Annotated in this window: 22 protein-coding genes; 13 read left to right on the forward strand and 9 right to left on the reverse strand. The window is 73.3% G+C overall.

What is annotated here, in order from left to right; genetic code table 11:
- From CW362_RS37365 to CW362_RS37390, 6 genes are all read left to right on the forward strand, one after another.
- Window positions 1-674 (forward strand): extracellular solute-binding protein (locus tag CW362_RS37365; protein WP_162684362.1); only part of this gene is annotated, 674 nt, incomplete at its 5' end.
- A gap of 68 nt (window positions 675-742) precedes the next feature.
- A complete protein-coding gene (locus CW362_RS37370; protein WP_103554045.1) occupies window positions 743-1,705 on the forward strand; it encodes a carbohydrate ABC transporter permease in 963 nt (320 codons plus the stop codon).
- On the forward strand, window positions 1,702-2,532 hold the full coding sequence (locus CW362_RS37375) for a carbohydrate ABC transporter permease (protein WP_103554046.1): 831 nt from the start codon (window positions 1,702-1,704) through the stop codon (window positions 2,530-2,532). The genes CW362_RS37370 and CW362_RS37375 overlap by 4 nt, the downstream gene beginning before the upstream one ends.
- A gap of 6 nt (window positions 2,533-2,538) precedes the next feature.
- A complete protein-coding gene (locus CW362_RS37380; RefSeq protein WP_103554047.1) occupies window positions 2,539-3,567 on the forward strand; it encodes a carbohydrate kinase family protein in 1,029 nt (342 codons plus the stop codon).
- Entirely contained in the window at window positions 3,564-4,883 is a 1,320-nt protein-coding gene (melA, locus tag CW362_RS37385; protein WP_103554048.1) for an alpha-glucosidase/alpha-galactosidase, read from the forward strand. Before CW362_RS37380 ends, melA begins: the two co-directional genes overlap by 4 nt.
- 206 nt (window positions 4,884-5,089) lie before the next feature.
- Entirely contained in the window at window positions 5,090-5,509 is a 420-nt protein-coding gene (locus CW362_RS37390) for a DUF7144 family membrane protein (protein ID WP_103554049.1), read from the forward strand.
- 49 nt (window positions 5,510-5,558) lie between these two features.
- Here CW362_RS37390 and CW362_RS37395 read toward each other — a convergent pair whose 3' ends face one another.
- A complete protein-coding gene (locus CW362_RS37395; RefSeq protein WP_103554050.1) occupies window positions 5,559-8,222 on the reverse strand; it encodes a winged helix-turn-helix domain-containing protein in 2,664 nt (887 codons plus the stop codon).
- A 350-nt stretch (window positions 8,223-8,572) separates the two neighbouring features.
- Here CW362_RS37395 and CW362_RS37400 point away from each other — a divergent pair, with 350 nt between their 5' ends.
- The 4 genes from CW362_RS37400 to CW362_RS37420 all read left to right on the forward strand — a co-directional run bounded on the left by CW362_RS37400 (window position 8,573) and on the right by CW362_RS37420 (window position 13,361).
- Window positions 8,573-10,198: an MFS transporter gene (locus CW362_RS37400; protein ID WP_103554051.1), complete on the forward strand. Its 1,626-nt coding sequence runs from the start codon at window positions 8,573-8,575 to the stop codon at window positions 10,196-10,198.
- Window positions 10,199-10,362: 164 nt separating this feature from the next.
- On the forward strand, window positions 10,363-10,560 hold the full coding sequence (locus CW362_RS37410; RefSeq protein WP_103554053.1) for a hypothetical protein: 198 nt from the start codon (window positions 10,363-10,365) through the stop codon (window positions 10,558-10,560).
- A gap of 144 nt (window positions 10,561-10,704) precedes the next feature.
- On the forward strand, window positions 10,705-11,367 hold the full coding sequence (locus CW362_RS37415) for an HdeD family acid-resistance protein (RefSeq protein ID WP_103554054.1): 663 nt from the start codon (window positions 10,705-10,707) through the stop codon (window positions 11,365-11,367).
- A 341-nt stretch (window positions 11,368-11,708) separates the two neighbouring features.
- Complete coding sequence (locus tag CW362_RS37420) at window positions 11,709-13,361, forward strand: ArnT family glycosyltransferase (protein ID WP_103554061.1); 1,653 nt, start codon at window positions 11,709-11,711, stop codon at window positions 13,359-13,361.
- A gap of 21 nt (window positions 13,362-13,382) precedes the next feature.
- On the opposite strand, the gene CW362_RS37425 is transcribed toward CW362_RS37420, so the two are convergent.
- The 5 genes from CW362_RS37425 to CW362_RS37445 form a co-directional block, all read right to left on the reverse strand.
- Window positions 13,383-13,898, reverse strand: coding sequence for a hypothetical protein (locus CW362_RS37425; protein ID WP_206301191.1), 516 nt, complete (start codon window positions 13,896-13,898; stop codon window positions 13,383-13,385).
- Between the two features lie 141 nt (window positions 13,899-14,039).
- Window positions 14,040-14,573: a flavoprotein gene (locus CW362_RS37430; protein WP_103554055.1), complete on the reverse strand. Its 534-nt coding sequence runs from the start codon at window positions 14,571-14,573 to the stop codon at window positions 14,040-14,042.
- A gap of 68 nt (window positions 14,574-14,641) precedes the next feature.
- Complete coding sequence (locus tag CW362_RS37435) at window positions 14,642-15,100, reverse strand: nuclear transport factor 2 family protein (protein WP_103554056.1); 459 nt, start codon at window positions 15,098-15,100, stop codon at window positions 14,642-14,644.
- A gap of 209 nt (window positions 15,101-15,309) precedes the next feature.
- Window positions 15,310-15,516: a ferredoxin gene (locus CW362_RS37440; RefSeq protein ID WP_206301193.1), complete on the reverse strand. Its 207-nt coding sequence runs from the start codon at window positions 15,514-15,516 to the stop codon at window positions 15,310-15,312.
- Window positions 15,517-15,530: 14 nt separating this feature from the next.
- Window positions 15,531-16,934, reverse strand: a complete 1,404-nt coding sequence (locus CW362_RS37445; RefSeq protein ID WP_112477709.1) for a cytochrome P450 — start codon at window positions 16,932-16,934, stop codon at window positions 15,531-15,533.
- Between the two features lie 355 nt (window positions 16,935-17,289).
- Here CW362_RS37445 and CW362_RS37450 point away from each other — a divergent pair, with 355 nt between their 5' ends.
- Window positions 17,290-17,922 (forward strand): LysE/ArgO family amino acid transporter, encoded by a 633-nt coding sequence (locus CW362_RS37450; RefSeq protein WP_206301192.1) that lies wholly within the window; start codon window positions 17,290-17,292, stop codon window positions 17,920-17,922.
- A 158-nt stretch (window positions 17,923-18,080) separates the two neighbouring features.
- Entirely contained in the window at window positions 18,081-18,524 is a 444-nt protein-coding gene (locus tag CW362_RS37455) for a nitroreductase family deazaflavin-dependent oxidoreductase (RefSeq protein WP_103554057.1), read from the forward strand.
- A gap of 90 nt (window positions 18,525-18,614) precedes the next feature.
- Here CW362_RS37455 and CW362_RS37460 read toward each other — a convergent pair whose 3' ends face one another.
- On the reverse strand, window positions 18,615-19,613 hold the full coding sequence (locus CW362_RS37460; RefSeq protein ID WP_103554065.1) for a cation diffusion facilitator family transporter: 999 nt from the start codon (window positions 19,611-19,613) through the stop codon (window positions 18,615-18,617).
- A gap of 263 nt (window positions 19,614-19,876) precedes the next feature.
- Here CW362_RS37460 and CW362_RS37465 point away from each other — a divergent pair, with 263 nt between their 5' ends.
- Window positions 19,877-20,182, forward strand: coding sequence for a DUF4235 domain-containing protein (locus CW362_RS37465; protein WP_103554058.1), 306 nt, complete (start codon window positions 19,877-19,879; stop codon window positions 20,180-20,182).
- A 29-nt stretch (window positions 20,183-20,211) separates the two neighbouring features.
- Here CW362_RS37465 and CW362_RS37470 read toward each other — a convergent pair whose 3' ends face one another.
- Both CW362_RS37470 and CW362_RS37475 read right to left on the reverse strand, forming a co-directional pair.
- Complete coding sequence (locus CW362_RS37470; protein ID WP_103554059.1) at window positions 20,212-20,604, reverse strand: VOC family protein; 393 nt, start codon at window positions 20,602-20,604, stop codon at window positions 20,212-20,214.
- 228 nt (window positions 20,605-20,832) lie between these two features.
- Window positions 20,833-21,458: TetR/AcrR family transcriptional regulator C-terminal domain-containing protein (locus CW362_RS37475; protein ID WP_103554060.1), on the reverse strand; the 626-nt coding region annotated here is incomplete at its 5' end.

A 21,458-nucleotide genomic window follows, 5' to 3' on the forward strand; every position in this document is an offset into this window, starting at 1 on the left:
CGGTCTGGCGGCTGTGGCCGATGATCTGGGACCTCGGCGGCGAGGTGATCGCCGCCGACGGCAAGCGGATCGGCTTCGCCGCACAGGGCACCCGGGCCCTCGAGACCCTCGCCCGGCTCGCCCGCGACAAGAGCGTGTACGTGGACCCGAAGCCCGGCAGCGAGCAGATGTACCAGGTCTTCCTGGGCGGCCGGATGGCGATGGTGGCGACCGGCCCCTGGCAGCTTCCGGACGTCGTCACCGCGAAGGTCGACTACGGCGTCGTCCCGCTCCCGACGTACAGCGGCAGGCCGATGACCATATCCGGGCCGGACACCTGGACCGTGTTCGACAACGGCCCCGCCCGCTCCCGGGCGGCCGTCGAGTTCGTGCGCTGGATGAACCGGCCCGCCCAGGACGCCCGATGGGACCTCTCGGCGGGCAGCCTCCCGCTGAGCTCGGCCACCGCCCGCCGTCCCGAGTGGCGCGAGCACTCCGCGACGACCACCGGGCTCGGGGTGTTCACCGACACGCTGGCCTCCGCCCGGGTCCGGCCCGTGCACGCGGCCTACCCGCAGATCTCCCAGGCCCTCGGCCAGGCGATCGTCTCGGTCCTGCTCGGCAAGGACTCCCCCGCCCACGCCGTCCGCCGCTGCGCCGGCACGGCCGACGCGGCCCTGCTCATCCCCCGGTGACCCCGGCTCGTCCCCGGTGACCTCGACGTCAGACGTTCCCAGCCGACTTCCGGCTGAAGGAGGCCGTCATGTCCACCCTTCCCCGCGCCCTCACCGTCGTCCCCGGACCCACGGTGACACCGGCCGCCGGGCGCCGCGCCGCCCGCCGCCGCGGCCGCCGCGAGAGCGCCACCGCCTGGGCCTTCATCAGCCCGGCGGTCGTCGTGATCCTCGGTCTGAGCATCGTGCCCGTCGTCTGGTCGCTGCTGCTCTCCTTCCGCGCCGACGACCTCGTCACCCCGGGCCGCTGGGTCGGCCTCGACAACTACCGGGCGCTGGCCCGGGATCCCAACTTCCGTACGGCCGTGGGCAATACGCTGCTGTACAGCGCCCTGTACGTGCCGCTCAGCCTGGCCGGCGGGCTGGTGCTCGCCCTGGCGCTGAACCGCCGCATCCGGTTCATCGGCCTGTACCGCACGCTCGTCTTCGTCCCGTTCGTGGTGTCGGCGACCGCGCAGGGCGTGCTGTTCTCGTTCATCCTCGACCCAGAGTTCGGGGTCGCGAACTCCCTGCTGCACCACCTCGGGATCTCCCCGCAGGGCTTCCTCACCGATCCCGACCAGGCGATCTATCTGCTCGTGCTGATCTCGCTGTGGAGCGGGGTCGGATTCTGCGTCGTCGTCTACCTGGCCGCGCTCCAGGACGTCCCGCCCGAACTCGTCGAGGCCGCGCGGATCGACGGGGCGGGCCGCGCCCGGGTGCTGCGCCACATCGTCCTGCCGACCCTCACCCCGGTCACCGTGTTCCTGCTGCTGTGGCAGCTGATCACGGCGCTCCAGGTCTTCGACCTGATCTACGTGACGACCAAGGGCGGCCCCCTCGGCTCGACCGGCGTGGTCGTCTACTTCGTCTGGCAGCAGGCGTTCCAGATGTTCACGGCGGGCTACGGGGCCGCGGCGGCGTACGTCCTCGCGGTCGCCCTGCTGGTGGCGGGCGGGGCACTGCGGCTCGTACGGCGCCGGCAGGAACGTACCGAAGGAGCGGTCCGATGAGTTCACCCGTCACCTCCCGCAGGCCGAGCGGCCGGCACCTGCTGCTGGCGCCGCTGACGCTGTGCTTCGCGCTGCCGCTGGTGTGGCTGGTGCTCAGCTCGGTGATGTCCGACGCGGAGATCAACCGGTTCCCGCCCGCGCTGTGGCCGAAGGGGATCGACCTGGGCGGTTACCGGTACGTGCTCGGGAACGCGATGTTCCCCCGCTGGTTCGCCAATTCACTGGTCGTCGCCCTCGCGGCCGTCCTGTCGAACCTGCTCCTCGGCGCGCTCGGCGGCTACGCGTTCGCGCGGATGCGGTTCGCCGGGTCGCGGGCCCTGCTCGCCCTGATGCTGGCGACGATGGTGATCCCCTTCCAGCTCACGATGATCCCGACCTTCCTGGTGATGAAGGAGCTGGGTCTCATCGACACGCTCGGCGCGCTGATCGTGCCGTCGCTCGTCACCCCGTTCGCGGTCTTCCTGTTCCGGCAGTTCTTCCTCGGTCTGCCCCGGGAGATGGAGGAGGCGGCCTGGATCGACGGGTGTTCGCGGCTGCGGGTGCTGTTCTCGATCGTCATGCCGCTGGCCCGGCCCGCGCTGGCCACGGTCGCCGTGCTGACGTTCCTGAGCACCTGGAACGACCTGTCCTGGCCGCTCATCGCGATCAACCACGACACGCAGTACACCTTGCAGCTCGGTCTGACGACGTTCCAGGGACAGCACCACACGCGCTGGTCGGCGGTGATGGCGGGCAACGTGATCACCGTGCTGCCCGTGCTGGTCGCGTTCCTGCTCGCGCAGAAGACCTTCGTCCAGTCGCTCACGTCGAGCGGCCTGAAGGGCTAGGACACGATGACATCCTTCGATCTCCTGGTCGTCGGCGACGCCAATCCGGACGTCGTCGTCGGCCCGCTGCGCGGCCCGCTGGAGTTCGGGCAGCGCGAACAGCTCGTCGAGCACGCCGGGCTGGTGCTCGGCGGCTCCGCGGCGATCATGGCGTGCGGGGCCGCGCGGCTCGGACTGCGGGTCGCCTTCGCGGGCCGGGTGGGCGACGACCCCGCGGGCGCCTTCGTGCGCGAGACCCTCGCCGGGCGCGGTGTGGACGTGGGCTTCCTGACCACCGACCCGGTCCGGCCCACTCCGCTCACGACGGTCGTCATGGCCGGGGACGGGGACCGGGCCGTCCTCACGGCCCAGGGCTGTCTCACCGCCACCGGTCCCGAGGACGTCCCCCGGGATCTGGTACGGGCCTCCCGGCACGTGCACGCGGCCTCGTTCTTCCTGATGCCCCGTCTGGCGCGCTGCCTGGCCGCGGTGTTCGTCCTGGCACGGCAGAACGGCGCGACGACCTCGCTCGACACCAACGACGACCCGGCCGGTCGCTGGGACCCCGAACTCCTCGCCCCGGTCATGAGGTTCACCGACTTCCTGCTGCCCAACGCGGCCGAGGCGGCGGCGCTGTCCGGGGAGGGCGACCTCGTCAGGGCCGCCGCCGTCCTGGCCGGGCGGGGGCCGACGGTCGTGGTCAAGGACGGCCCGAACGGGGCCCTCGCCCACACCGGGACCCGGTTGACGCGCACCCCGGCCGTGGCCGTCGACCCCGTGGACACCGTCGGCGCGGGCGACAGCTTCGACGCCGGGTTCGTCGCCGCGACCCTGCGCGGCCTCGGCCTGCGCTCCGCGCTCACGGTGGCGGCGGCCTGCGGTTCGCTCTCGACACGGGCCCACGGCGGTACGGCGGCCCAGGCCACCTGGGACCAGGCCCTCGCCGCGGCCCACGCCGGCCCCGGGCCGGACGCGGGCGTCCCGCCCGGCACGAACGCCCCGGACACCGCCGCACCACGAACACCCCGCACCCGCGACACCAGGAGCCGTTCATGAACGACGTCACCGCCCCGAAGATCGCCTTCATCGGAGCCGGGAGCGTGGTGTTCACCCAGGGGCTGCTGGCCGACCTGTTCACGTTCCCCGAACTCGCGCACGCGCGGATCGCGTTGCACGACATCGACGCGGAGCGGCTCGACACCGCCGAGGGCGCCGCCCGGTACATCGCCGGCGTACGCGGCGCCAAGCCCGTGATCACCGCGCATCCCGACCGCCGGGCGGCCCTGGAGGACGCCGACTTCGTCATCAACATCATCCAGGTCGGCATGGACGGGGCCACCCGCACCGACTTCGCCGTCCCCGCCCGCCACGGACTGCGCCAGACCATCGGCGACACCCTCGGTGTCGGCGGGATCTTCCGCGCCCTGCGTACCTTCCCGGTGCTGCGCGCGCTCGCCTCCGACATGGCCGAACTCTGCCCGGACGCGCTGCTGTTGAACTACACCAACCCCATGGCGATGAACGTCCTCTACCTGAGCCGCATCGCCCCGGAGCTGCGGGTCACCGGCCTGTGCCACTCGGTCCACTGGACGATGCACGACCTCGCCCAGCTCGTCGGGGTCCCGTTCGAGGAGGTCACGTACCTGGCCGCCGGGGTCAACCACCAGGCGTGGGTGCTGCGTTTCGAGCGCGCGGGCCAGGACCTCCACCCCCTCCTGGACGAGGCCATCGCCCGGGACCCGGAGCTGCTGCGCCGGGTCCGCGTGGACATGTACCGCCGCCTCGGCCACTACCCCACCGAGACGAGCGAGCACTCCTCGGAGTACGTGCCCTGGTACCTCCACCACGACAGCGAGATCGAACGGCTCAGACTGCCGGTGGGCGCCTATCTGGAGATCATCGAGGAGAACGCCGCGAGCTACCGGCGCACCCGCGACGCCCTCGCCGCCGGGGTGCCGCTCCCCGTCGAGGGCACCCTGGAGTACGCCCCACAGATCATCCACAGCACCGTGACCGGCACTCCCCGCAGGATCTACGGCAACGTGCCCAACCGCGGCCTGATCGACAACCTCCCGGCCGACTGCGTCGTCGAAGTCCCCTGCCTGACGGACGCGTCGGGGGTGCAGCCGACCCGGGTCGGCGCGCTGCCCCCGCAGTGCGCCGCGCTGAACAGCGCCTACGTCTCCGTCACCGACCTGGTGGTCCGCGCCGCCACCGACCACGAGCCGCAGCACATCCGGCACGCCGCGATGGCCGACCCCGCGACGGCCGCCGCCCTCCCCGTCGAGCGCATCTGGGACCTGTGCGACGACCTCGTCCGGGCCCACGGGGATCTGCTCCAGCCCGAGCTGAGGGCGCTGCTCGGGAACTGAGGGCTCCGGCGGTCCCCCGGCGCGGACGGCGGTGCCGCCGCCCGCGCCGGCCCCTCCTCGCCCCCGCGTCCTGCCCGGCCCGGCCCAGACTCCCCGGCGGATGTCCGTTCATCGTCACCCCTAGCGGGTGAGGCCGCGGGCGCCCGGCTGCCGCACGCTCGGTGGTGAGTGGCTGCGGTCGCAGCCCGTGCAACGGAGGTCTCGCCATGGCAACCACCCAGCAGCACACCCACTCGAGGGCCACCATGACGGCGGCCGGCGGCTTGACGATCTTCGCCTCGGTGATGCTGTTCGTCTCCGGCGTCCTGGACATCCTGCGGGGCGTCATGGCGATCGCCCAGGACGACGTGTTCGTCACCAGCCCGAACTACGTCTTCAAGTTCGATCTGACGAGCTGGGGCTGGATCCACCTGGCGCTCGGCGCGGTCGCCGTGGTCGTGAGCCTCGGCCTGTTCACGGCGGCCACCTGGGCACGCGTGATCGGCGTGGGCATCGCGGCGCTGCTGATCATCGCCAACTTCCTCTCCATCCCGTACTACCCCGTCTGGTCGCTGACGCTGATAGCGCTGTACGGATTCGTCATCTGGGCGCTCTGCGTGGCGAGGCCGGACGAGGACGGCATCTAGCCGGGCTCCGGCGGAGCCGGCCCGCGCCCGGCGCGAGGGGTCCGCGGTCTCACAGGAGGTGCAGATCGCGGGCCCTTCGTACGGCCTCGCCCCGGCGGGTGGCGGCGAGTTTGCGGTAGACGCTCTTGAGATGGGTCTTGACCGTGTTGACCGACAGATGCAGGTCGGCGGCGATCTCGTCCCTCGACATCATCTGCGCCAGCCGCTCCAGCACCTCCTGTTCGCGCTCGCTGAGCGGTTCGAGCACCGGCGCGAGCACCGGTTCCTCGCCCGGCCGCGGAGCCGGCGCGGCGCCCCGGACCGCGGCCATCCCGGGAAGCCACTCGTGCCCCTGGGCCAGCACGGGCCGGTGCCGCACGAAGGTCCGCAGCCAGGCCCCCGCCTCGATGAACGGCCGTCGCAGGTGTTCCGGTCTGGCCGTCCGCAGGGCCCGCGCCACCAGTCGCCGGGCGGTGGAGTCGTCGCCCAGCGCGTCCGCGGTCTGCGCCCGCGCGAGCAGCACCCGGACGACGATGCCGGGGCCCTCGTCCAGCTCACCGGGGAGTCCGTCGAGCAGGGCGCGTGCCGCCTCCCGGTCACCGGTGGCGAGCCGGGCGCGGGCGGCGGCCGCCGTGGCCTCGGGCCCGGTCGCCCCCTCCTCCGCGAGGACCTCGACCGCGGCGAGCGGTTCGCCCAGGGCCAGGTACGCGCCGGACATGGCCAGCGCGACCCGGTCGCCGACCCATGGCGAGGGTTCGGCCCCGTGCGGCGGGCGCCCCAGCTCCTGCAGGACGCGCAGCGCCTCCTTCGGATGTCCCTTGGCCAGCAGCAGTCGGGAGCGCACCAGGGCCAGGCCCGCCGTCGCGACGGGATCGTGCGCGGCCGCGCTGGAGGCGGTCGCCTGGTCCAGGTGGGTCTGCGCCGCGGCCAGGTCGTCACGGTCGACGGCGACCGCCGCCAGGACGAGCTGGGCGACCCCCGTCCGGGCGGGGGGCGGCAGACCGGAGCGCTCCGCCCCGGCGACCGCCGCCCGCGCGTGCGACTCCGCGCGGCCCGGCCGCCCGCACAGGAGGTCGATCAGGGCGAGCCGGCCGAGGGATTCGTGCCGGGGTGACGCTGTGGACGGTCCGTCGTCGACCTGCACGGCGGCGGACAGCGAGGTCCGGGCCTCGTCGAACCGGCCCGCCCACAGCTGCGCCGATCCCAGGCCCGTGAACATCAGGGCCGGCAGCTCCGGGTGCCGTTCCAGCCGCTCGGCCGGAAGGGACAGCTGCGCCGCCGTCATCTCGTCGGCCGCCGTCTGCGCCAGGTCGGCCGAGCCGGTCAGCCGGGCGGCGAACACCCGCAGCAGCGCGTGGCTCAGCCGCAGGGCCGCGGTGCCGGCTTCCTCGCCGATCAGGCTCTCCCCGGCCCGGCGCAGATACTCCAGGCCCCGGTCGACGTCGTGGCGGGCGAGCTCGCGGGCGGCGCGCACCAGACACGCGGCCGGTCCGGTCGCGTCGGGGGGCATGGCGGCGAAGAGTCCGTCGAGGCGCTCGGCGTCGAGCCCCGTCAGCAGCTCGCCGATGGCCGGCTCGTCGACGAACCGGTCCGCCGCGAGCTCCCATTCACCCGCCCCCGCCGCGTGCGGCAGGGCCTCCGCCAGCAGTCCCGCCCCGCTCAGCCAGCGGGCGGCCCGCCGGTGCAGTTCCGGCTCCAGGCCCGGAAGCCTGACCCGCAGGTGGACCCGCAGGATCTCCGCGAACAGGGGGTGCAGCCGGTACCACGAATGGCCGATGGCCTCGACGAAGGCGTTGGCGTGCTGGAGCCCGGCCAGGATGGGATCCGCGTCGTCCCGGCCCGTCAGGGCGTTGGCCAGATCGGGGTGGATCTGATCGAGGATGCTCGAACGCAGGAGCAGGTCCTGGGTCTCCTGCGACTGCGCCTCGAGGACCTCGGCCAGCAGGAAGTCCGCGAGGGTGCTCTGACCGGCTTCGAAGTTCTTGATGAAGGTGTCCGGATCGTCGACGTGCTGGGCCGCGAGGATGCACAGGCGCAGTCCGGCCGCCCAGCCCCCGGTCCACTCCGTCAGCGACCGCGCGCCGTCGTCCGACAGCCGGATGTCGTGACGGCCCAGCAGGGCGGCCGTCTCGTCCGGGACGAACGCCAGGTCGGCGCCCCGGACCTCGGCGACCATCCCGGCGGCGCGATAGCGGTGCAGGGGCAGCTGCGGTTCCGTACGGCTGACGACGACCAGGCGCAGTCCGCCGCCCGCGTGGCGCAGCACGAACTGGAGCTCGTCGGCGACCTCCGCGGAGGCTCCCACCCGGTCGAACTCGTCGAGCACGAGGATCACGGGTTCCGCGCGCTCGCTCAGCCAGGCGGCCAGCCTGGTCAGCAGGGAGTGGTCCACGTCGCCGGGGCTGGACGGGCTGCCGATGTCGTCCGGCACGGCCGCTCCGTGCCGCCGCAGCGCTTCCAGGACGTACGTCCAGAAGATGCCGGGGCCGGTGTCCTCGTGCTCCACGGTCAGCCAGGCCACGTCGTCCGGACGGTCCGTCGTGGAGATCCAGTGGGCGACCAGGAGCGTCTTCCCCGCGCCCGCGGGCCCGTTGACCAGGGTCAGGGGGCCCTGGACGCCCTCGTCCAGGCGCGCGACCAGCCGTGGCCTGCGGACGAAGGTCTCCGTCAGGTCCGGGACGGTGAACCGGACGGCGAGCAGGGGGTCGCCACCTGGGGTCAGCAGCCCTGCCATGGGGTCCTGCCTCCGCGTTCTCTCGGCAGCGGCGACGCGTCCGATCCGATGTGATCCGGGTCCACGGTTCCCTCCCCGGTGCAACCCCCGCACACTGATCGTCACCCGCTGTCCCGGATGCCGCAAGGCAGACTCCGGTCCCCCGCGACGGGTGAGGCGCGGGCCCGGCGCTTTTGGTGTCATGGGAACGGCCGCGGGTGTCACGGGAGCGGGTTGCCGCGGGAGCCGGTCGCCCGGGTGGCGCGGGAACGGGGCTCCGGGTGCCATGGATGTGCCGTGGGAGCGGAACCGTGCCGGACGCCCTGTCCGGCCCGGCTGCCCCGCGGGCCGAATCGACGAGGTGGTCACCGGTGAGACAGTGGCGCGCTCTGGCCGTGCTCGGGACGGCCCAGTTCCTGATGGTCCTGGACACCTCCGTCATGAACGTGTCCATCAGCCAGTTGGTGGAGGACTTCGACACCGAGGTGACCGCCATCCAGGCCGTCATCACGCTCTACGCGCTGGTCATGGCGGCGTTCATGGCCACCGGCGGGCGGCTCGGCGACATCCTCGGACGCCGTCGGCTGTTCCTCGTCGGACTCGTCGTCTACGGCGTGGGGTCGGGCCTGACCGCGGTGGCGCCCACCTTGTGGATGCTCGCCCTCGGCTGGTCGGTCGTCGAGGGGCTCGGTGCCGCCCTGGTGCTGCCGGCCATGGCGGCCCTCGTGGCGGAGTCGTACACCGGACGGGACCGGGCCGTCGCCTACGGCGTCATCGGCGGGCTCGCCGGCGCGGGCATCGCGGTCGGACCGCTGCTGGGCGGCTGGGTGACGACGTACCTCACCTGGCGGCTGGTCTTCGCGGGCGAGGTCGTCGTCGTGATCGCGATGCTCTGCTTCCGCGGGGCGATCCCCGAGTCGCCCCGGCCGGAGCGCCGCCCCCGGCTCGACGGCGTGGGCGCCTTCCTGTCGGCGGCCGGCCTGGGGCTGGGCGTGCTGGGTGTCCTCCAGAGCGGTACCTGGGGATGGGTGCAGCCCCAGAACCCTCCCTTCACCGTCCTCGGCTTCGCCCCGACCCTGTTCGTGGTCGCGGCCGGGGTGCTCGTCCTCGCCGCGTTCGCCAAGTGGGAACGCCGCAGGGAGGCGCACGGCACCGACCCCCTGATCCACCTGTCGCTGCTGCACCGGCTGCCCCTGCGCTCGGGCCTGCTGACCCTGGTCAGCCAGAACCTCATCCTGCTGGGCCTGTTCTTCGCCATCCCGCTGTACCTCCAGGTGGTGCAGGGGTTCGACGCGTTCGAGACGGGTCTGCGGCTGCTCCCGGTGTCCGTCACGATGCTGGTGGCCTCCGTGCTGGCCTCCAGGCTGGGGCGGGTGATGGGGCCGCGCCGCGTGGTCAGACTGGCCCTGCTGACGCTGCTCGGAGCCATCACCTGGCTGCTGGCGACCATCGAGCCGGTCATCGACGACGCCCAGTTCGCCGGGGCCATGGCCCTGCTGGGCGTCGGCATGGGGCTGCTCGCCTCGCAGCTGGGCAACGTGGTGCAGTCCAGTGCCGGCGAGGAGGAGCGCAGCGAGGTCGGCGGGCTCCAGTTCACCGCGCAGAACCTGGGCTCCGCGCTGGGTACCGCGCTGATCGGGTCGATCCTCGTCGGCGCGCTGGCGCACGCCTTCACCACCCAGGTGGCGAAGAACCCGGACGTGTCGCAGGAGGCGCGGCAGCAGACGAGCGTCGCGCTCGAGGCCGGCATCAGCTTCGTCCCCACCGAGCAGGTGCGTTCGGCGGCCGAACGGGCCGGGCTGCCGGCGGCCGAGGTCGACGCCGTCACGGACTCCTACGCGACGGCGCAGCTGAACGGTCTGAAGGCGGCGATCCTCGCGGCCGGCGGCATCACGCTCGCCAGCCTGCTGGTCACGACCCATCTGCCCACCGGTCGGGCGGGCCGCGGGAAGGACCCGGGAACGGGTGCCCCGGGCGTCCCCCTCGAACAGGCGTGACCGCGCGGGGCGTGCCCGGCTCCCCGGGCTCCTCGCCCCCTCGGCCCCCGGATCCACCTCCAGGTTCACCTCCTGCGGGTGAGGGCGGGCGGGGCGGGATGCCGGATGATCGTGGGGAAGGGCGCCGTCCGCCCGCCCCAGGCCGCCCGCCGGGGGGAGCCCGCATGCAGTACGAGATCCGCGTCGAGGGACATCTGTCGGAGACGCTTTCCGAGGCGTTCCCGGAGATGGACCACGTGCTGATCTCGGGCCAGACCATCATGTTCGGCCCGGTCGTCGACGAGGCACACCTGTACGGGCTGCTGGCCCGCTGCCGCTCGCTCGGACTGCGGGTCGTGGAGATGCGCCAACTGCCCGGGTGACGGCGAGCATCCGGGTGCCCGCGAGGATCACCCGCCGGGGGTGAGCCGCCGGACCCCGGCGCACGGGACCGTGGATGCCGGGAATCCACCCACCGTCCCGTCGGCGGTCCGCGACCGGTCCGCTCGACCGCGTGAGGAGGAACCATGACGGAATCGCATGGTTCGGCACCGCCCACCGGCCCCGAACCCGGGCCCGGGGGCCGGGCCTACGCGCCCCCGGGTGACCCGGCGGTGCTGCTGGACCGCGTCGGCGCCTCCTGGACCTGGCTCCTCGGCTCGGCCGTCGCGACACTGGTCCCCGGCATCCTGATCCTGGTCTGGCCGGACGAGACCCTGCACGTCCTCGCGGTCCTCCTCGGCCTCTACCTGCTGGTGATCGGCGTCTTCCGGTTCGTGTCGGTCTTCGGCCACCGGGAGCAGGGCAACCGGTTCGCGACGCTGCTGATCGCGGTGCTCTACGTCCTGGCCGGTGTCCTGTGTCTGCGCCACCCGATGCAGACCATCGCCGCGCTCTCCCTGATCCTCGGCATCGTCTGGCTCGTGTCCGGCGTGCTGACCGCGTACACCGCCCTCGCCTCCAGGGACCTGCCGCACCGCGGCTTCGTCCTGTGCGGGGCGGCGATCGGCATCATCGCGGGCATCGTCGTCCTGGCGCTGCCGACCGAGTCGGCCCGTGCCCTGACCCGGCTGCTCGGTCTGTGGATGGTGCTGATCGGCCTGGTCGAGCTGGCCGTGGCCTTCGCCTGGCGGGCCGCCCTGCGCCGGGCGGTCGCCCTCACGCCGCGCGACCCGGCCTCCCCCTACTGAGGCGAGGCCGGGACGGAGAGCCCAGGTGCACCCGGCCCCGCGCACACCGCCGCCCGCGATTCCTTCGTGCGCGGGGCCGGGCATGCCCGTGCCTCCCCTGCCGGGCGCCGGCCGGGTCGTCCGGCCGGCGCCCCGGCGCGCGCCCGGATCCGTGGGCCGTCCGACGAACAGGCCCGTACGGAGCGGACGTGACAAGGGGCAGGCCTGCGTTCCCGTCCGGCGGGCACGATGAACGTGTGCCGGTGAACAGCGCGGTGACGACGCCGCCCACGCTCCTCCAACGGCTGCGGCGGCACGGACGGGCCGTGTTCGTCGCGGCCGTGGCCCTGCTGCTGGCCCAGATGGCCGTCGCCATGGTCAGCACGGCCGTGGAGCAGACCCCGACGATCGACGAGCCCGTGTACGTGGGCACCGCGACGGTCTACCTCCAGCAGCACGACCTGCGGTACAACCCCGAGCATCCGCCGCTGGGCAAACTGGTCATCGCGGCCGGCCTGCTGTTCGCGCACCCGCACCTCGACCCCGCGTTCGAGGGCGACCAGACGGAGCTCGGGCGGCACGTGCTGTACGAGTCCGGCGACGATCCCTGGCGGGTGATGCTGTGGGCGCGGTTGCCGGTGATCGTCCTGACCCTGCTGTTCGGCCTGGTCGTCCTCGCGTTCGCGCGTGAACTCGCGGGCCGTACGGGCGCGTTGGTGGCCCTCGCGCTCTACGCGTTCTCGCCCGACGTGATCGCGCACGGCTCGCTGGCCACGTTCGACGTGCCGGCGTCGGGCTTCCTGCTGACGTCGGTGTGGCTGATGTGGCGGGCCGGACGACGGCCGTCGCTGTACCTGCCGCTCTCGGCGACGGCGCTCGGCGCGGCGGTGGCGACGAAGACGAGCATGCTGCCGGCCGTTCCGGTGGTGCTGCTCCTCGCGGTCGTGTCCGTGTGGCGCGCGGGCGGCCCCGGCCGTGGCACGGCGCCGGGGAGCGGCACACGGGCGAGGGTCCGGCTGCTCGGACTCGCCGCCGCGGCCGCCGCCGGGACGGCCGTGACGGCCGTGGCCGTGGTGTGGGCGACGTATCTGGCCGTCGATCCCCGGCTGCGCTGGACGGCGCCCGCGGACCTCCCGGCCGTGCACGGGCCGCGCGCGCTGCTCATCGGCCACCTGCCCCTGCCCCAGCCCTACCGGGACGGGATGAGGATCCAGTTCGGCTTCGAGGACGCGACCTGGCAGGGCTTCCTCTTCGGCCGGCTCTACCGGGGTTCGCTCTGGTACTACCTGCCGGCCGCGCTGCTGGTGAAGACCCCGATCGGCACGGCGGCACTGTGGGCGGCAGGTTCGTCCGCCCTCCTGTCCGTACGCCGGCTGCGCCCCGCGGTCCCGTACCTCCTCCTCCCCCCGGCACTGCTGCTGGCCTCGGCGATGACCGGCTCCCGTGATCTCGGCGTGCGCTACGCCCTGTTCGTGCCGGTGTTCCTCGCGGTCGTGGCGGGCTGCGCCGTCGTCGCCGTGCGCGGGCGCCGGCCGGCACGGACGGGGGGCGTGCGGTGGCGGCCGGCACGGACGGGGGGCGTGCGGTGGCGGCCGGGGTGGGCGGGAGCCGCGACGGCGGCGCTGGTCCTGTTCGCCGCCGTCAGTTCAGTGCTCACGTACCCGTACTACCTGACCTACTCGAACGAGGCGTTCGGCGGCCCGGAGAAGACCTACCTGCGTCTGCACGACTCGAACGTCGACTGGGGCCAGGACCTCGGCCGCCTCGCCGACCGGCTGGAGGGGCGCCATCCGCACGAGAAGGTGTGGTTCGTCTACAAGGGCGCCGGTGTGCCGTCCGCCTACGGCATCCACGCGGCCGATCCGCTCACGGTGCCGGCGGACCGGGTGCACGGGCTGCTCGTCGTGTCCGACACCTCGATCGACAAGGCCGGCACCCGGCTGAAGGCCCTGCTCGCCACGAGCAGGCGGATCGACGAGGTCGGCCACTCGATCACGCTCTTCCGGAGACCTTGACCGGCGGCCGGCCGGGCCCGCCTACGCCCGCTCCATGACGTAGGCGCTGCGGGAGTCGGGGTCGCCGAAGAAGAAGTACAGCAGCAGCCGCTTCTTGTCGTCGCGCCGCAGCTCGAAGGTCCACGTGTAGGTGTCGGGTGCCGGCTCGTGCCCGTCCGGGGGGTCGGGGCGCTCGCCGGGACCGGGAGCGCGCGTGGCCGATGCCGTGCGCGAGGTGAGGGTCAGCCGGACGTGCCGGCCGTCGTTCCACCCGGCGCGCTCGTCGGTCAGCTCCCACGCCCCCGTCCCCGACACCCTCCACCTGTCGTCGTAGTCGAACTCCTGCCCGTCCAGGAGGCGGACGCCGGCCGTTCCGTCAGCGCGGAGAGCGACTTCCGTGCCGTCGAGGCAACGCCATGTGCCCACGATCTCCGCCCGCTTCGCGTCACGCACCGCGGGCACCTCGTCGTACATGTGCGGATCGCATCCCACCAGCACGAACAGGCAGACGACGAGGGCCGCGACCCGCCGTACCGGGCCGGGCGGTTCGGTCTTCACGGTCCGGCCCTCCGTCGCGGTGCCACGCATGACTGCGGTTCGGCCGGGGGCCGATCACGCGCCCGCCATCCTGCCAGCAGATTTGAACATGTTCAACTCCTTCGCCGGACCACGCGCGGCAACGCGAGCGCCGGACCGGGCTCACGCCCCGGGGGTCAGCAGGTCCAGCACCCGTTCCCAGTGGAAATCCCCCCGTTCCCCGCCCTGCCGGTCGTCACCGGTGTACGGGTCGCCGAAGCGGACGCCCATTCCGCGGAGGCGCTCGACGCCGGCGCGGTAGGCGGGATGAGCCGCCAACGCCTCGTTCACACAAGGGAGTACGGCGATCGGGACGCCGAGTCCGTAGGCCTCGCACAGCGTTCCGAGGGCGAGGGTGTCGGATATCCCGGCCGCCCACTTGTTGACGGTGTTGAAGGTGGCCGGCGCGAGGGCCACCGCGTCCGGCGCGGGGAAGGGACGCGGGTCGCCCGGGGCCCGCCAGGCGGAGCGGACCGGACGGCCGGTCCGCTCCTCGACCGCCGCCGCGTCGATGAAGCCGAGGCCCTGGGGCGTCGCGATGACACCGACCTCCCAGCCCCGCTCCTGCGCCGCGCCGATCAACGTGCCGACGTCCTCGGCGACGCCGGCCGCACAGACGACGACGTAGAGGAAAGGTTTCCCGGTGGGTTCGCTCACGTGCGAACCCTAGTCAGGATCCGGTCCCGCCGGTGGCGGTCGCCTCCCCGCCGGAGAGGGAGGTCCCCCTAACGGAGCGGAAAGCTCCGCCCGTGCTCCGACTCCGGGCGCGGCCCGCGGATCCGGCGCTCCGTCTCCTCGATCGGCACGTCGTCGATGGAGGCCTCGCGCCGGGTCATCAGACCGTGCTCGTCGAACTCCCACAGTTCGTTGCCGTACGAGCGCCACCACCGGCCGTCGGCGTCCCTCGACTCGTACTGGAAACGGACGGCGATGCGGTTGCCGTCGAAGGCCCACAGGTCCTTGCGCAGGGCGTACTCGTGCTCCCGGGCCCACTTGCCGGTGAGGAACTCGACGATCTCCGCGCGGCCCCTGACGAAGGTGTCCCGGTTGCGCCAGACCGAGTCCTCGGAATAGGCGAGCGAGACCTTGTGCGGGTCACGGGTGTTCCAGGCGTCCTCGGCGGCCTGGACCTTCTGGAGGGCGGTCTCGCGGGTGAAGGGCGGCAGGGGCGGACGGTCGGGCATGGGGGCTCCTCGGCACACGGACACGAACGCGGGTACGAACGGAACACTAGGCGACGCAGGCGCACCCGGAGCGGCATGACGTCCGCGGGCGGACCCGCCCGGCCGAACACGCCGGAGGGCGGCGGGAACCCGGGCGGAGAACCACGGCCGCCGTCGACCGGCGGGGCCGCGGATCGCCGGGCCGGGGTCCCGCGCGGCCCGCCGACGGTTCAGGTCGCGTGTTCCGTCACCGTGACCGCCCCCACCGGACAGGCCCGTGCCGCCACCCGCAGCATCGGGTCGTCGCCGCCGCGCGCGTGGTCCGGCAGCAACGTGCCGTACCCGTCGTCGTCCTGGGTGAAGACCCCCGGAGCGGCGAGGGCGCACTGACCCGCGCCGATGCAGACGTCCCTGTCGATCGCGATGCCGATGTCCATGGTCACGCGGCCCCTCACCAGGTCACGGGGAGTTCCAGCATCCCCTGGATCGTGTCCCCGGGCTTGAACGGCACGGTGTCGGCGGGGACCGCGAGCCGCAGGCCGGGGAACCGGTCGAAGAGCGAGCGCAGCGCGATCTCCATCTCGGCCCGCGCCAGGTTCTGGCCGAGGCACTGGTGGATGCCGAAACCGAACGCGACATGGTGCCGGACCGGGCGCCGCCAGTCCAGGGTGTCGGGCTCGGGGAAGGCCCGTTCGTCACGGTTGATGACCGATGTGGAGAAGACGACGCCCTCGCCTTCGCGGATCGTCGTTCCGGCGATCTCGACGTCCTGGACCGCGACCCGGAGCAGCCCGTCCGCGATGGACAGGAACCGCAGCAGCTCCTCCACGGCGGCCGGCATCAGAGCCGGCTCGGCCCGCAGTTCCGCGAGCCGTTCCGGATGCCCGAGCAGGGTGAACGCGCCCAGCGAGATCATGTTCGCCGTCGTCTCGTGCCCGGCGACGAGCAGGATCGTCGCCAGCGAGACCAGCTCCTCGCGGTCCACCCTTCCCTCGCGCAGCTGGTCGCGGACGAGTTCGCCGAGGAGCCCGTCGCCGGGATGCTTCTCCTCGCGTTCGATCAACGAGCCGAAGTAGGAGTCCAGCCGGTCGCGTGCGTCCTCGATGTCGGCGGCGTCCGGGCCCCGCAGCAGCCGGCGGGACTGCGCCTCGAAGAAGTCGTGGTCGCCGTAAGGGACTCCGAGGAGCGCGCAGATCACCATGGAGGGCACGGGAAGCGCGAAGTCGTTGACCAGCTCGGCGGGCGGGCCCTGCCGGGCCATGCGGTCGAGCAGCCGGTCGACGGTCTCCTGGATGCCGGGGCGCAGCGCGGCGATCCGTTTGAGGGTGAAACTCGGTACCAGCATGCGGCGTTGGACGTGGTGCTCGGGGTCGTCGAGCCCCAGCAGCGCGACCCTGCGGTTGCGTGTCGCCGCGAACCGCTCGGTGGTCGACGGGAACGCGGGCAGCGTGCGGTCCGAGGACAGCCGCGGGTCGGCGAGGAGTTCACGGGCGGCGCCCTGGCCGGTGACCACCCAGACGTCACGCCCGTCGAAGAGGGAGATCCGTGCGAGCGGACGCCCCTCGCGCAGTGGCGCGTAGGCGGCGGGCGGATGGTAGGGACAGGTCCGGTCCTGCGGAAAGGCGATCGCGGGGACGGCCGGAGCGACGGGTGGAGCGACGGACGGCGGAACGACCGGAGACGCGGCCGGCGGCGGCCCGGACGCCGTGAGCCCGGACGCCGGAGGTTCGGGCGCCGAGCCCGTGGACGCCGGACGCTCCGGCGCCGGAAGCCCGGGTCCCGGACGCCGGAACGCCGAGCGCCCGGACTCCGGAGGCCGGTCCGCGGGGGATCGGGTCAGGGGAGTTTCTGTCATGAGTGACCTCGCAAGCGACGGTTCCCTCTTTCCGATCTTCATTAGATGCCCCAGGCATCTATGCGGCCACGCGAAGTTCGGCCAGATGAGCCGCTCGCGCGATCTGGCCGAAGGGCGGCGGGCACGGTTCCGTTTCCTGCGGGCTCCCGGCCCCGCCGGCGCCCCGCCTGCCCGCTCCTGGCTCGAAGTCCCCGGGACCCCCTTCCGAAAACGGGTTGCGCGGGTGCGTCCGGCGGCCCGAACATCTGCCCATGTCCACGAACGAAGCCTTCCTGCCGCCGACCTCCGCCACCGTCCGTCCGGTGCGGGTCCAGCAGCAGCCCGGCCGACCCCGGAGGCCCGAGCTTCCCCGGTCGTGACGGCCGCGCTCGTCGCGGGGCTCCTCGCGGGCTACGGCATCGCCATGCCCGTAGGAGCGGTCGCGACCTATCTCGTCTCCCTCACCGCCCGTACGTCCCTGCGGATCGGCGCCTCGGCCGCGCTGGGCGTCGCGACGGCCGACGGACTGTACGCCCTGGCCGCAGCTCTCGGCGGTACGGTGCTCGCCGCCGCGCTCCAGCCGGTGATGCTCCCGCTGAGCCGGGTCTCCGCGCTGGTGCTGGCCGCGCTGGCGGTCCACGGTGCGATCGGCGCGGTCCGCCGGTACCGCGAACGCCGGCTCGCCGAGCGGACCGGTCAGGACCCCCCGCGTCCCGGCCGCGCCTACCTCGCGCTGCTGGGGATCACCCTCCTCAACCCCACCACCGTCGTCTACTTCGCCGCGCTGGTGCTCGGCAGCCGGACGGCCGAGGCGGTCCGTCCGCTGGAGCAGGGGGTGTTCGTCCTCGCCGCGTTCGCCGCGTCCGCGAGCTGGCAGCTCCTGATCGCCGGGGGCGGCGCCCTGCTCGGCCGGACCCTGACGGGGCACCGGGGGCGGCTGGTGACGGGGCTCGTGTCGAGCGGCGTGATCATGCTGCTGGCCGTACGCGTCCTGGTGTCCTCGTCATGAGGGCCGGGGCGCGGGCCCGGGACGGCCCCGTACACCCCACCGGGGGATCGGCCCGACGCGAGGAACCGCGCGGGCCGCGGTGCGGAGGATCCACGTCCGTGCTGGTGTTGAATCGAGCCGGGACACGACCGGTCCGACACGACGACAGGACGGAAGTCATGCCACTCGAGGGCGAGTACGAACCCAGCCCCACCCAGTGGGTCCGGGACCAGGTGGAGTTGTACGAGAGTTCCGGCGGGACCAAGGGGACGACCCTGGCGGACACCGGCCTGCCCGTCATCATCCTCACGACACGCGGCGCGAAGAGCGGCAAGATCCGCAAGACCCCGCTCATGCGCGTCGAGCACGACGGACGGTACGCCGTGGTCGCCTCGCTCGGCGGTGCCCCCAAGCACCCGGTCTGGTACCACAACGTCACCTCGGACCCCCGTGTCGAGCTCCAGGACGGGCCCGAGCGCAAGGAGTTCACGGCCCGGGAGATCACCGGCGGGGAGAAGGCCGAGTGGTGGGAGCGCGCGGTCGCCGCGTACCCCCCGTACGCCGACTACCAGAAGAAGACCGACCGGGTGATCCCCGTCTTCGTGCTGGAGCCGGCCGGCTGACTCCGGCGCACCACGGGGAACGGCACTCCGGAACTCCCGGATCCCACCGGACCGGCGTGCATGAACCGAAGGACGCCGGGCACCCGTCCGTCAGGCCCCGCCGCGCTCCCCCGTCGCGGCGGGGCTTCCCGTCGTCGCGGAGCCCGACACGGCCGGGTCTCCCGCCGCCGTGCCGCCGGTACGGGACCGGTCGCCCGCCCCTCCGCGGCCCGCGGCCGCTCGCGCCGCTCCGGCGTCGGTCACGTCGAGGAAGATCTGGTCGGCCCCGGGGAAGGTGTGGGCGACCGAGCGCTTGATACGGACGGCGACCTCCTCGACCTCCTCGCTGTCGAGCCCGGGTACCAGGTCGATCCGGGCGGCCACCAGGGTCGAGTCGAGGCCGAGTTCCATGGTCAGCAGCGCCTCGACGCTGTCGATCTCGGGCTGCGCCTTCAGCAGTTCCCGGATCCGGCCGCTCTGCTCCTCGTCGACGGCGCGTCCGATGAGCTGTTCACGGGCGTCGCTGCCGAGCCAGAAGGCGATGCACACGAGCAGCAGCCCGATGGCGAAGGAGGCGCAGGCCTCCCACACGACCTGGCCCGTGACCATGTGGAGCACCATGCCGACGATCGCGAGGCTCACGCCCAGTACCGCGGTGCCGTCCTCGGCGACGACCGTCCGCAGGGCCGGGTCGCGCATGCCGTCGCCCGCCTTGCCCCGCACCTGGAAGACGGCGCGCAGCAGCGAGGCGCCCTCAGCGAGCAGGGCCACGACGAGCACCGCGATACCCGTCATGTAACCGCCGAAGGATTCCTCGGCGCCGTTGCGGAGCGCCTCGAAGCCCTGGAAGAAGGAGAAGCAGCCGCCCATGACGAAGATGCCGACGGCCGCGAGCAGCGACCAGAAGAACCGTTCCTTGCCGTAACCGAACGGGTGCCGTCGGTCGGCGGGGCGGCGGCTGCGGCGCAGCGCCGCCAGCAGGAACACCTCGTTCATGCTGTCCGCCACGGAGTGCGCGGCTTCCGAGAGGAGCGCGGGAGACCCGGAGATCAGGCCGCCCACCGCCTTGGCCACGGCGATCAGCAGATTGGCGCCCAGCGCCACGATCACGGTGACCTTGGTCCTGCTGTCGGCGCCGTCCTCCTTCCGTCCCCGCCGCCCCGACGGGGCGTGCCCCGTCCCTTCCACCGGTCCTGTCGTCTCTTCGCCGCTCACACCGGCCGGTTTCCCTCGGCACCCTGCCTCACACCGGGCGGGCCGGGAGAATCGGCCGGGGGAATCGGACCGGGTACGAAGGCCGCGTACAGGGCACTCGTACCCGGTGGCAGGAGGCCGGCGTACGTGGCGGCCTCGGGAGTGGAGAAGGAGCCTCGGTGTCCAAGAAGCAGAAGAAACGCAAACTGTCCCTGACCTACAAGCCGGTCGGCTTCGTGCTGAGCTGGGCCGGAGGCGCTCTCGCCGGTCTCGCCTTCCAGAAGACCTGGATGGCGATACGTCACGAGGAGAACGCCCCCGACGCCCTGGACCGGGACCGCGGCTGGGGCGAGGTGCTGTTCGCCGCCGCCCTCCAGGGCGCGATCTTCGCCGTCGTGCGCAGCGCGGTGGACCGCTCGGGCGCGAAGGCCATCGAGCGGTCCACGGGCGTGTGGCCCTCCCCCGACGCGTCCGGCCGCGACTGAGCGGCGCGTGCGCGGGAGGGCCCGGCCGGTCAGCCCTGCTTCGGGGCTGTCGACCGCGCGCTGCGCAGGGTGAAGGAGTGTCCGGCCGGGTCGGCGTAGCCGCGTTCCTCGTACGGGCCCGGCTCGCCCTTCGTCTCCAGCGGGCGCCCGCCCAGGCCGATCACCCTGAGTTCCGCCTCGTCGAGGTCGTCGACGTGGAAGTCGAGGTGGACCTGGAAGGCGTTCTCGGGACGTGGCCAGCTGGGCGGCGTGACGTTCGCGTCACGGCGGAAGGCCATCCGCATTCCGTCGGCGCCCTTGATCTCGACGCGGTTGCTGCCGACGTCGGTCTGCCGCGCGTCGAGCAGTTCCATGTAGAAGGCGGCGAGCTTCTCGGGCTCGGCGCAGTCGAGCACCACGACGGCTGCCGTGACCAGTGCCATGTTTCCTCCCTGAGGGGGTTCCGGGACGACGGGGCGGCGTCCGGCCGCCACTGCCCTGCCGTCCCGGGTTGCCCCGTCCGGGGATTTCAGTCGGCCACCGGCCACGTGCCGTCCCGCACGCGACCACGTCCGGAGGGCTCGTGCGGGACGGCACCGGAACCGCGGTGCGCGGGCGGCGTGCCCGCGGCGGCGGGCAGGCGCTCCGCGGGCGCGACGGTGGAACGGGCCTCAGTGTGACGGGCCGGGCGGATGCGGTCCGGATCCCGCCGCGCGGCCGTCCGCGGGCCCGGTCTCCGGCGCGCGACCGCCCCCGTGCCCGGATCCGGCCGCGCGCTCGCCCCCGGTGATCTCCGCGAGCCGGGCCGCCGCCGCGCCCAGCAGCATGTCGAGCGCCGTCGGATAGGCGCTGCGCCGCATGTCGTGCACGAGGTGGCGGGCCGTCGCCGCGATGTTCGGGTGGCTGTCGGCGGGCAGCCGGGCGTACATCGCCCGCCACACGCCGGCCTCGGCGTCACGGGCGGCGGGGGGCAGGGCGGCGCTCGCGGCGTCCAGGGCCGCGAAGGCGAGGGCCTGGTCGACGAAGGCGTGGTAGATCCGTACGGCCTCGGCGTCGGGGAATCCGGCGCCGCGGAGCACACCGAGGATCGTCTCCACCGCCTGGATCTCGTGGGCCCGGCCGGTCACCCGGTAGGAGCTGAGCACGGCGGCCTGCGGGTGGGCGAGGGACCCGGAGTGCACGCGCAGGCCGAGGTCCCGGAGGTCGGCGCGCCAGTCCCCCGTGGGGCGCCAGTCGCGCAGGGTCCGGCCGATCAGTTCGTCGGCGATGGCGAGCAGCAGGTCGTCGGTGTCGCGGA

Source organism: Streptomyces populi, assembly GCF_002911015.1.
GTDB lineage: Bacteria > Actinomycetota > Actinomycetes > Streptomycetales > Streptomycetaceae > Streptomyces > Streptomyces populi.

Coding starts and splice junctions, on each gene's coding strand:
- CW362_RS37370 (WP_103554045.1), top strand. CDS start 743: ATGTCCACCCTTCCCCGCGCCCTCACCGTCGTCCCCGGACCCACGGTG.
- CW362_RS37375 (WP_103554046.1), top strand. CDS start 1,702: ATGAGTTCACCCGTCACCTCCCGCAGGCCGAGCGGCCGGCACCTGCTG.
- CW362_RS37380 (WP_103554047.1), top strand. CDS start 2,539: ATGACATCCTTCGATCTCCTGGTCGTCGGCGACGCCAATCCGGACGTC.
- melA (WP_103554048.1), top strand. CDS start 3,564: ATGAACGACGTCACCGCCCCGAAGATCGCCTTCATCGGAGCCGGGAGC.
- CW362_RS37390 (WP_103554049.1), top strand. CDS start 5,090: ATGGCAACCACCCAGCAGCACACCCACTCGAGGGCCACCATGACGGCG.
- CW362_RS37395 (WP_103554050.1), bottom strand. CDS start 8,222: ATGGCAGGGCTGCTGACCCCAGGTGGCGACCCCCTGCTCGCCGTCCGG.
- CW362_RS37410 (WP_103554053.1), top strand. CDS start 10,363: ATGCAGTACGAGATCCGCGTCGAGGGACATCTGTCGGAGACGCTTTCC.
- CW362_RS37415 (WP_103554054.1), top strand. CDS start 10,705: ATGACGGAATCGCATGGTTCGGCACCGCCCACCGGCCCCGAACCCGGG.
- CW362_RS37420 (WP_103554061.1), top strand. CDS start 11,709: ATGGCCGTCGCCATGGTCAGCACGGCCGTGGAGCAGACCCCGACGATC.
- CW362_RS37435 (WP_103554056.1), bottom strand. CDS start 15,100: ATGCCCGACCGTCCGCCCCTGCCGCCCTTCACCCGCGAGACCGCCCTC.
- CW362_RS37440 (WP_206301193.1), bottom strand. CDS start 15,516: ATGGACATCGGCATCGCGATCGACAGGGACGTCTGCATCGGCGCGGGT.
- CW362_RS37445 (WP_112477709.1), bottom strand. CDS start 16,934: ATGACAGAAACTCCCCTGACCCGATCCCCCGCGGACCGGCCTCCGGAG.
- CW362_RS37455 (WP_103554057.1), top strand. CDS start 18,081: ATGCCACTCGAGGGCGAGTACGAACCCAGCCCCACCCAGTGGGTCCGG.
- CW362_RS37470 (WP_103554059.1), bottom strand. CDS start 20,604: ATGGCACTGGTCACGGCAGCCGTCGTGGTGCTCGACTGCGCCGAGCCC.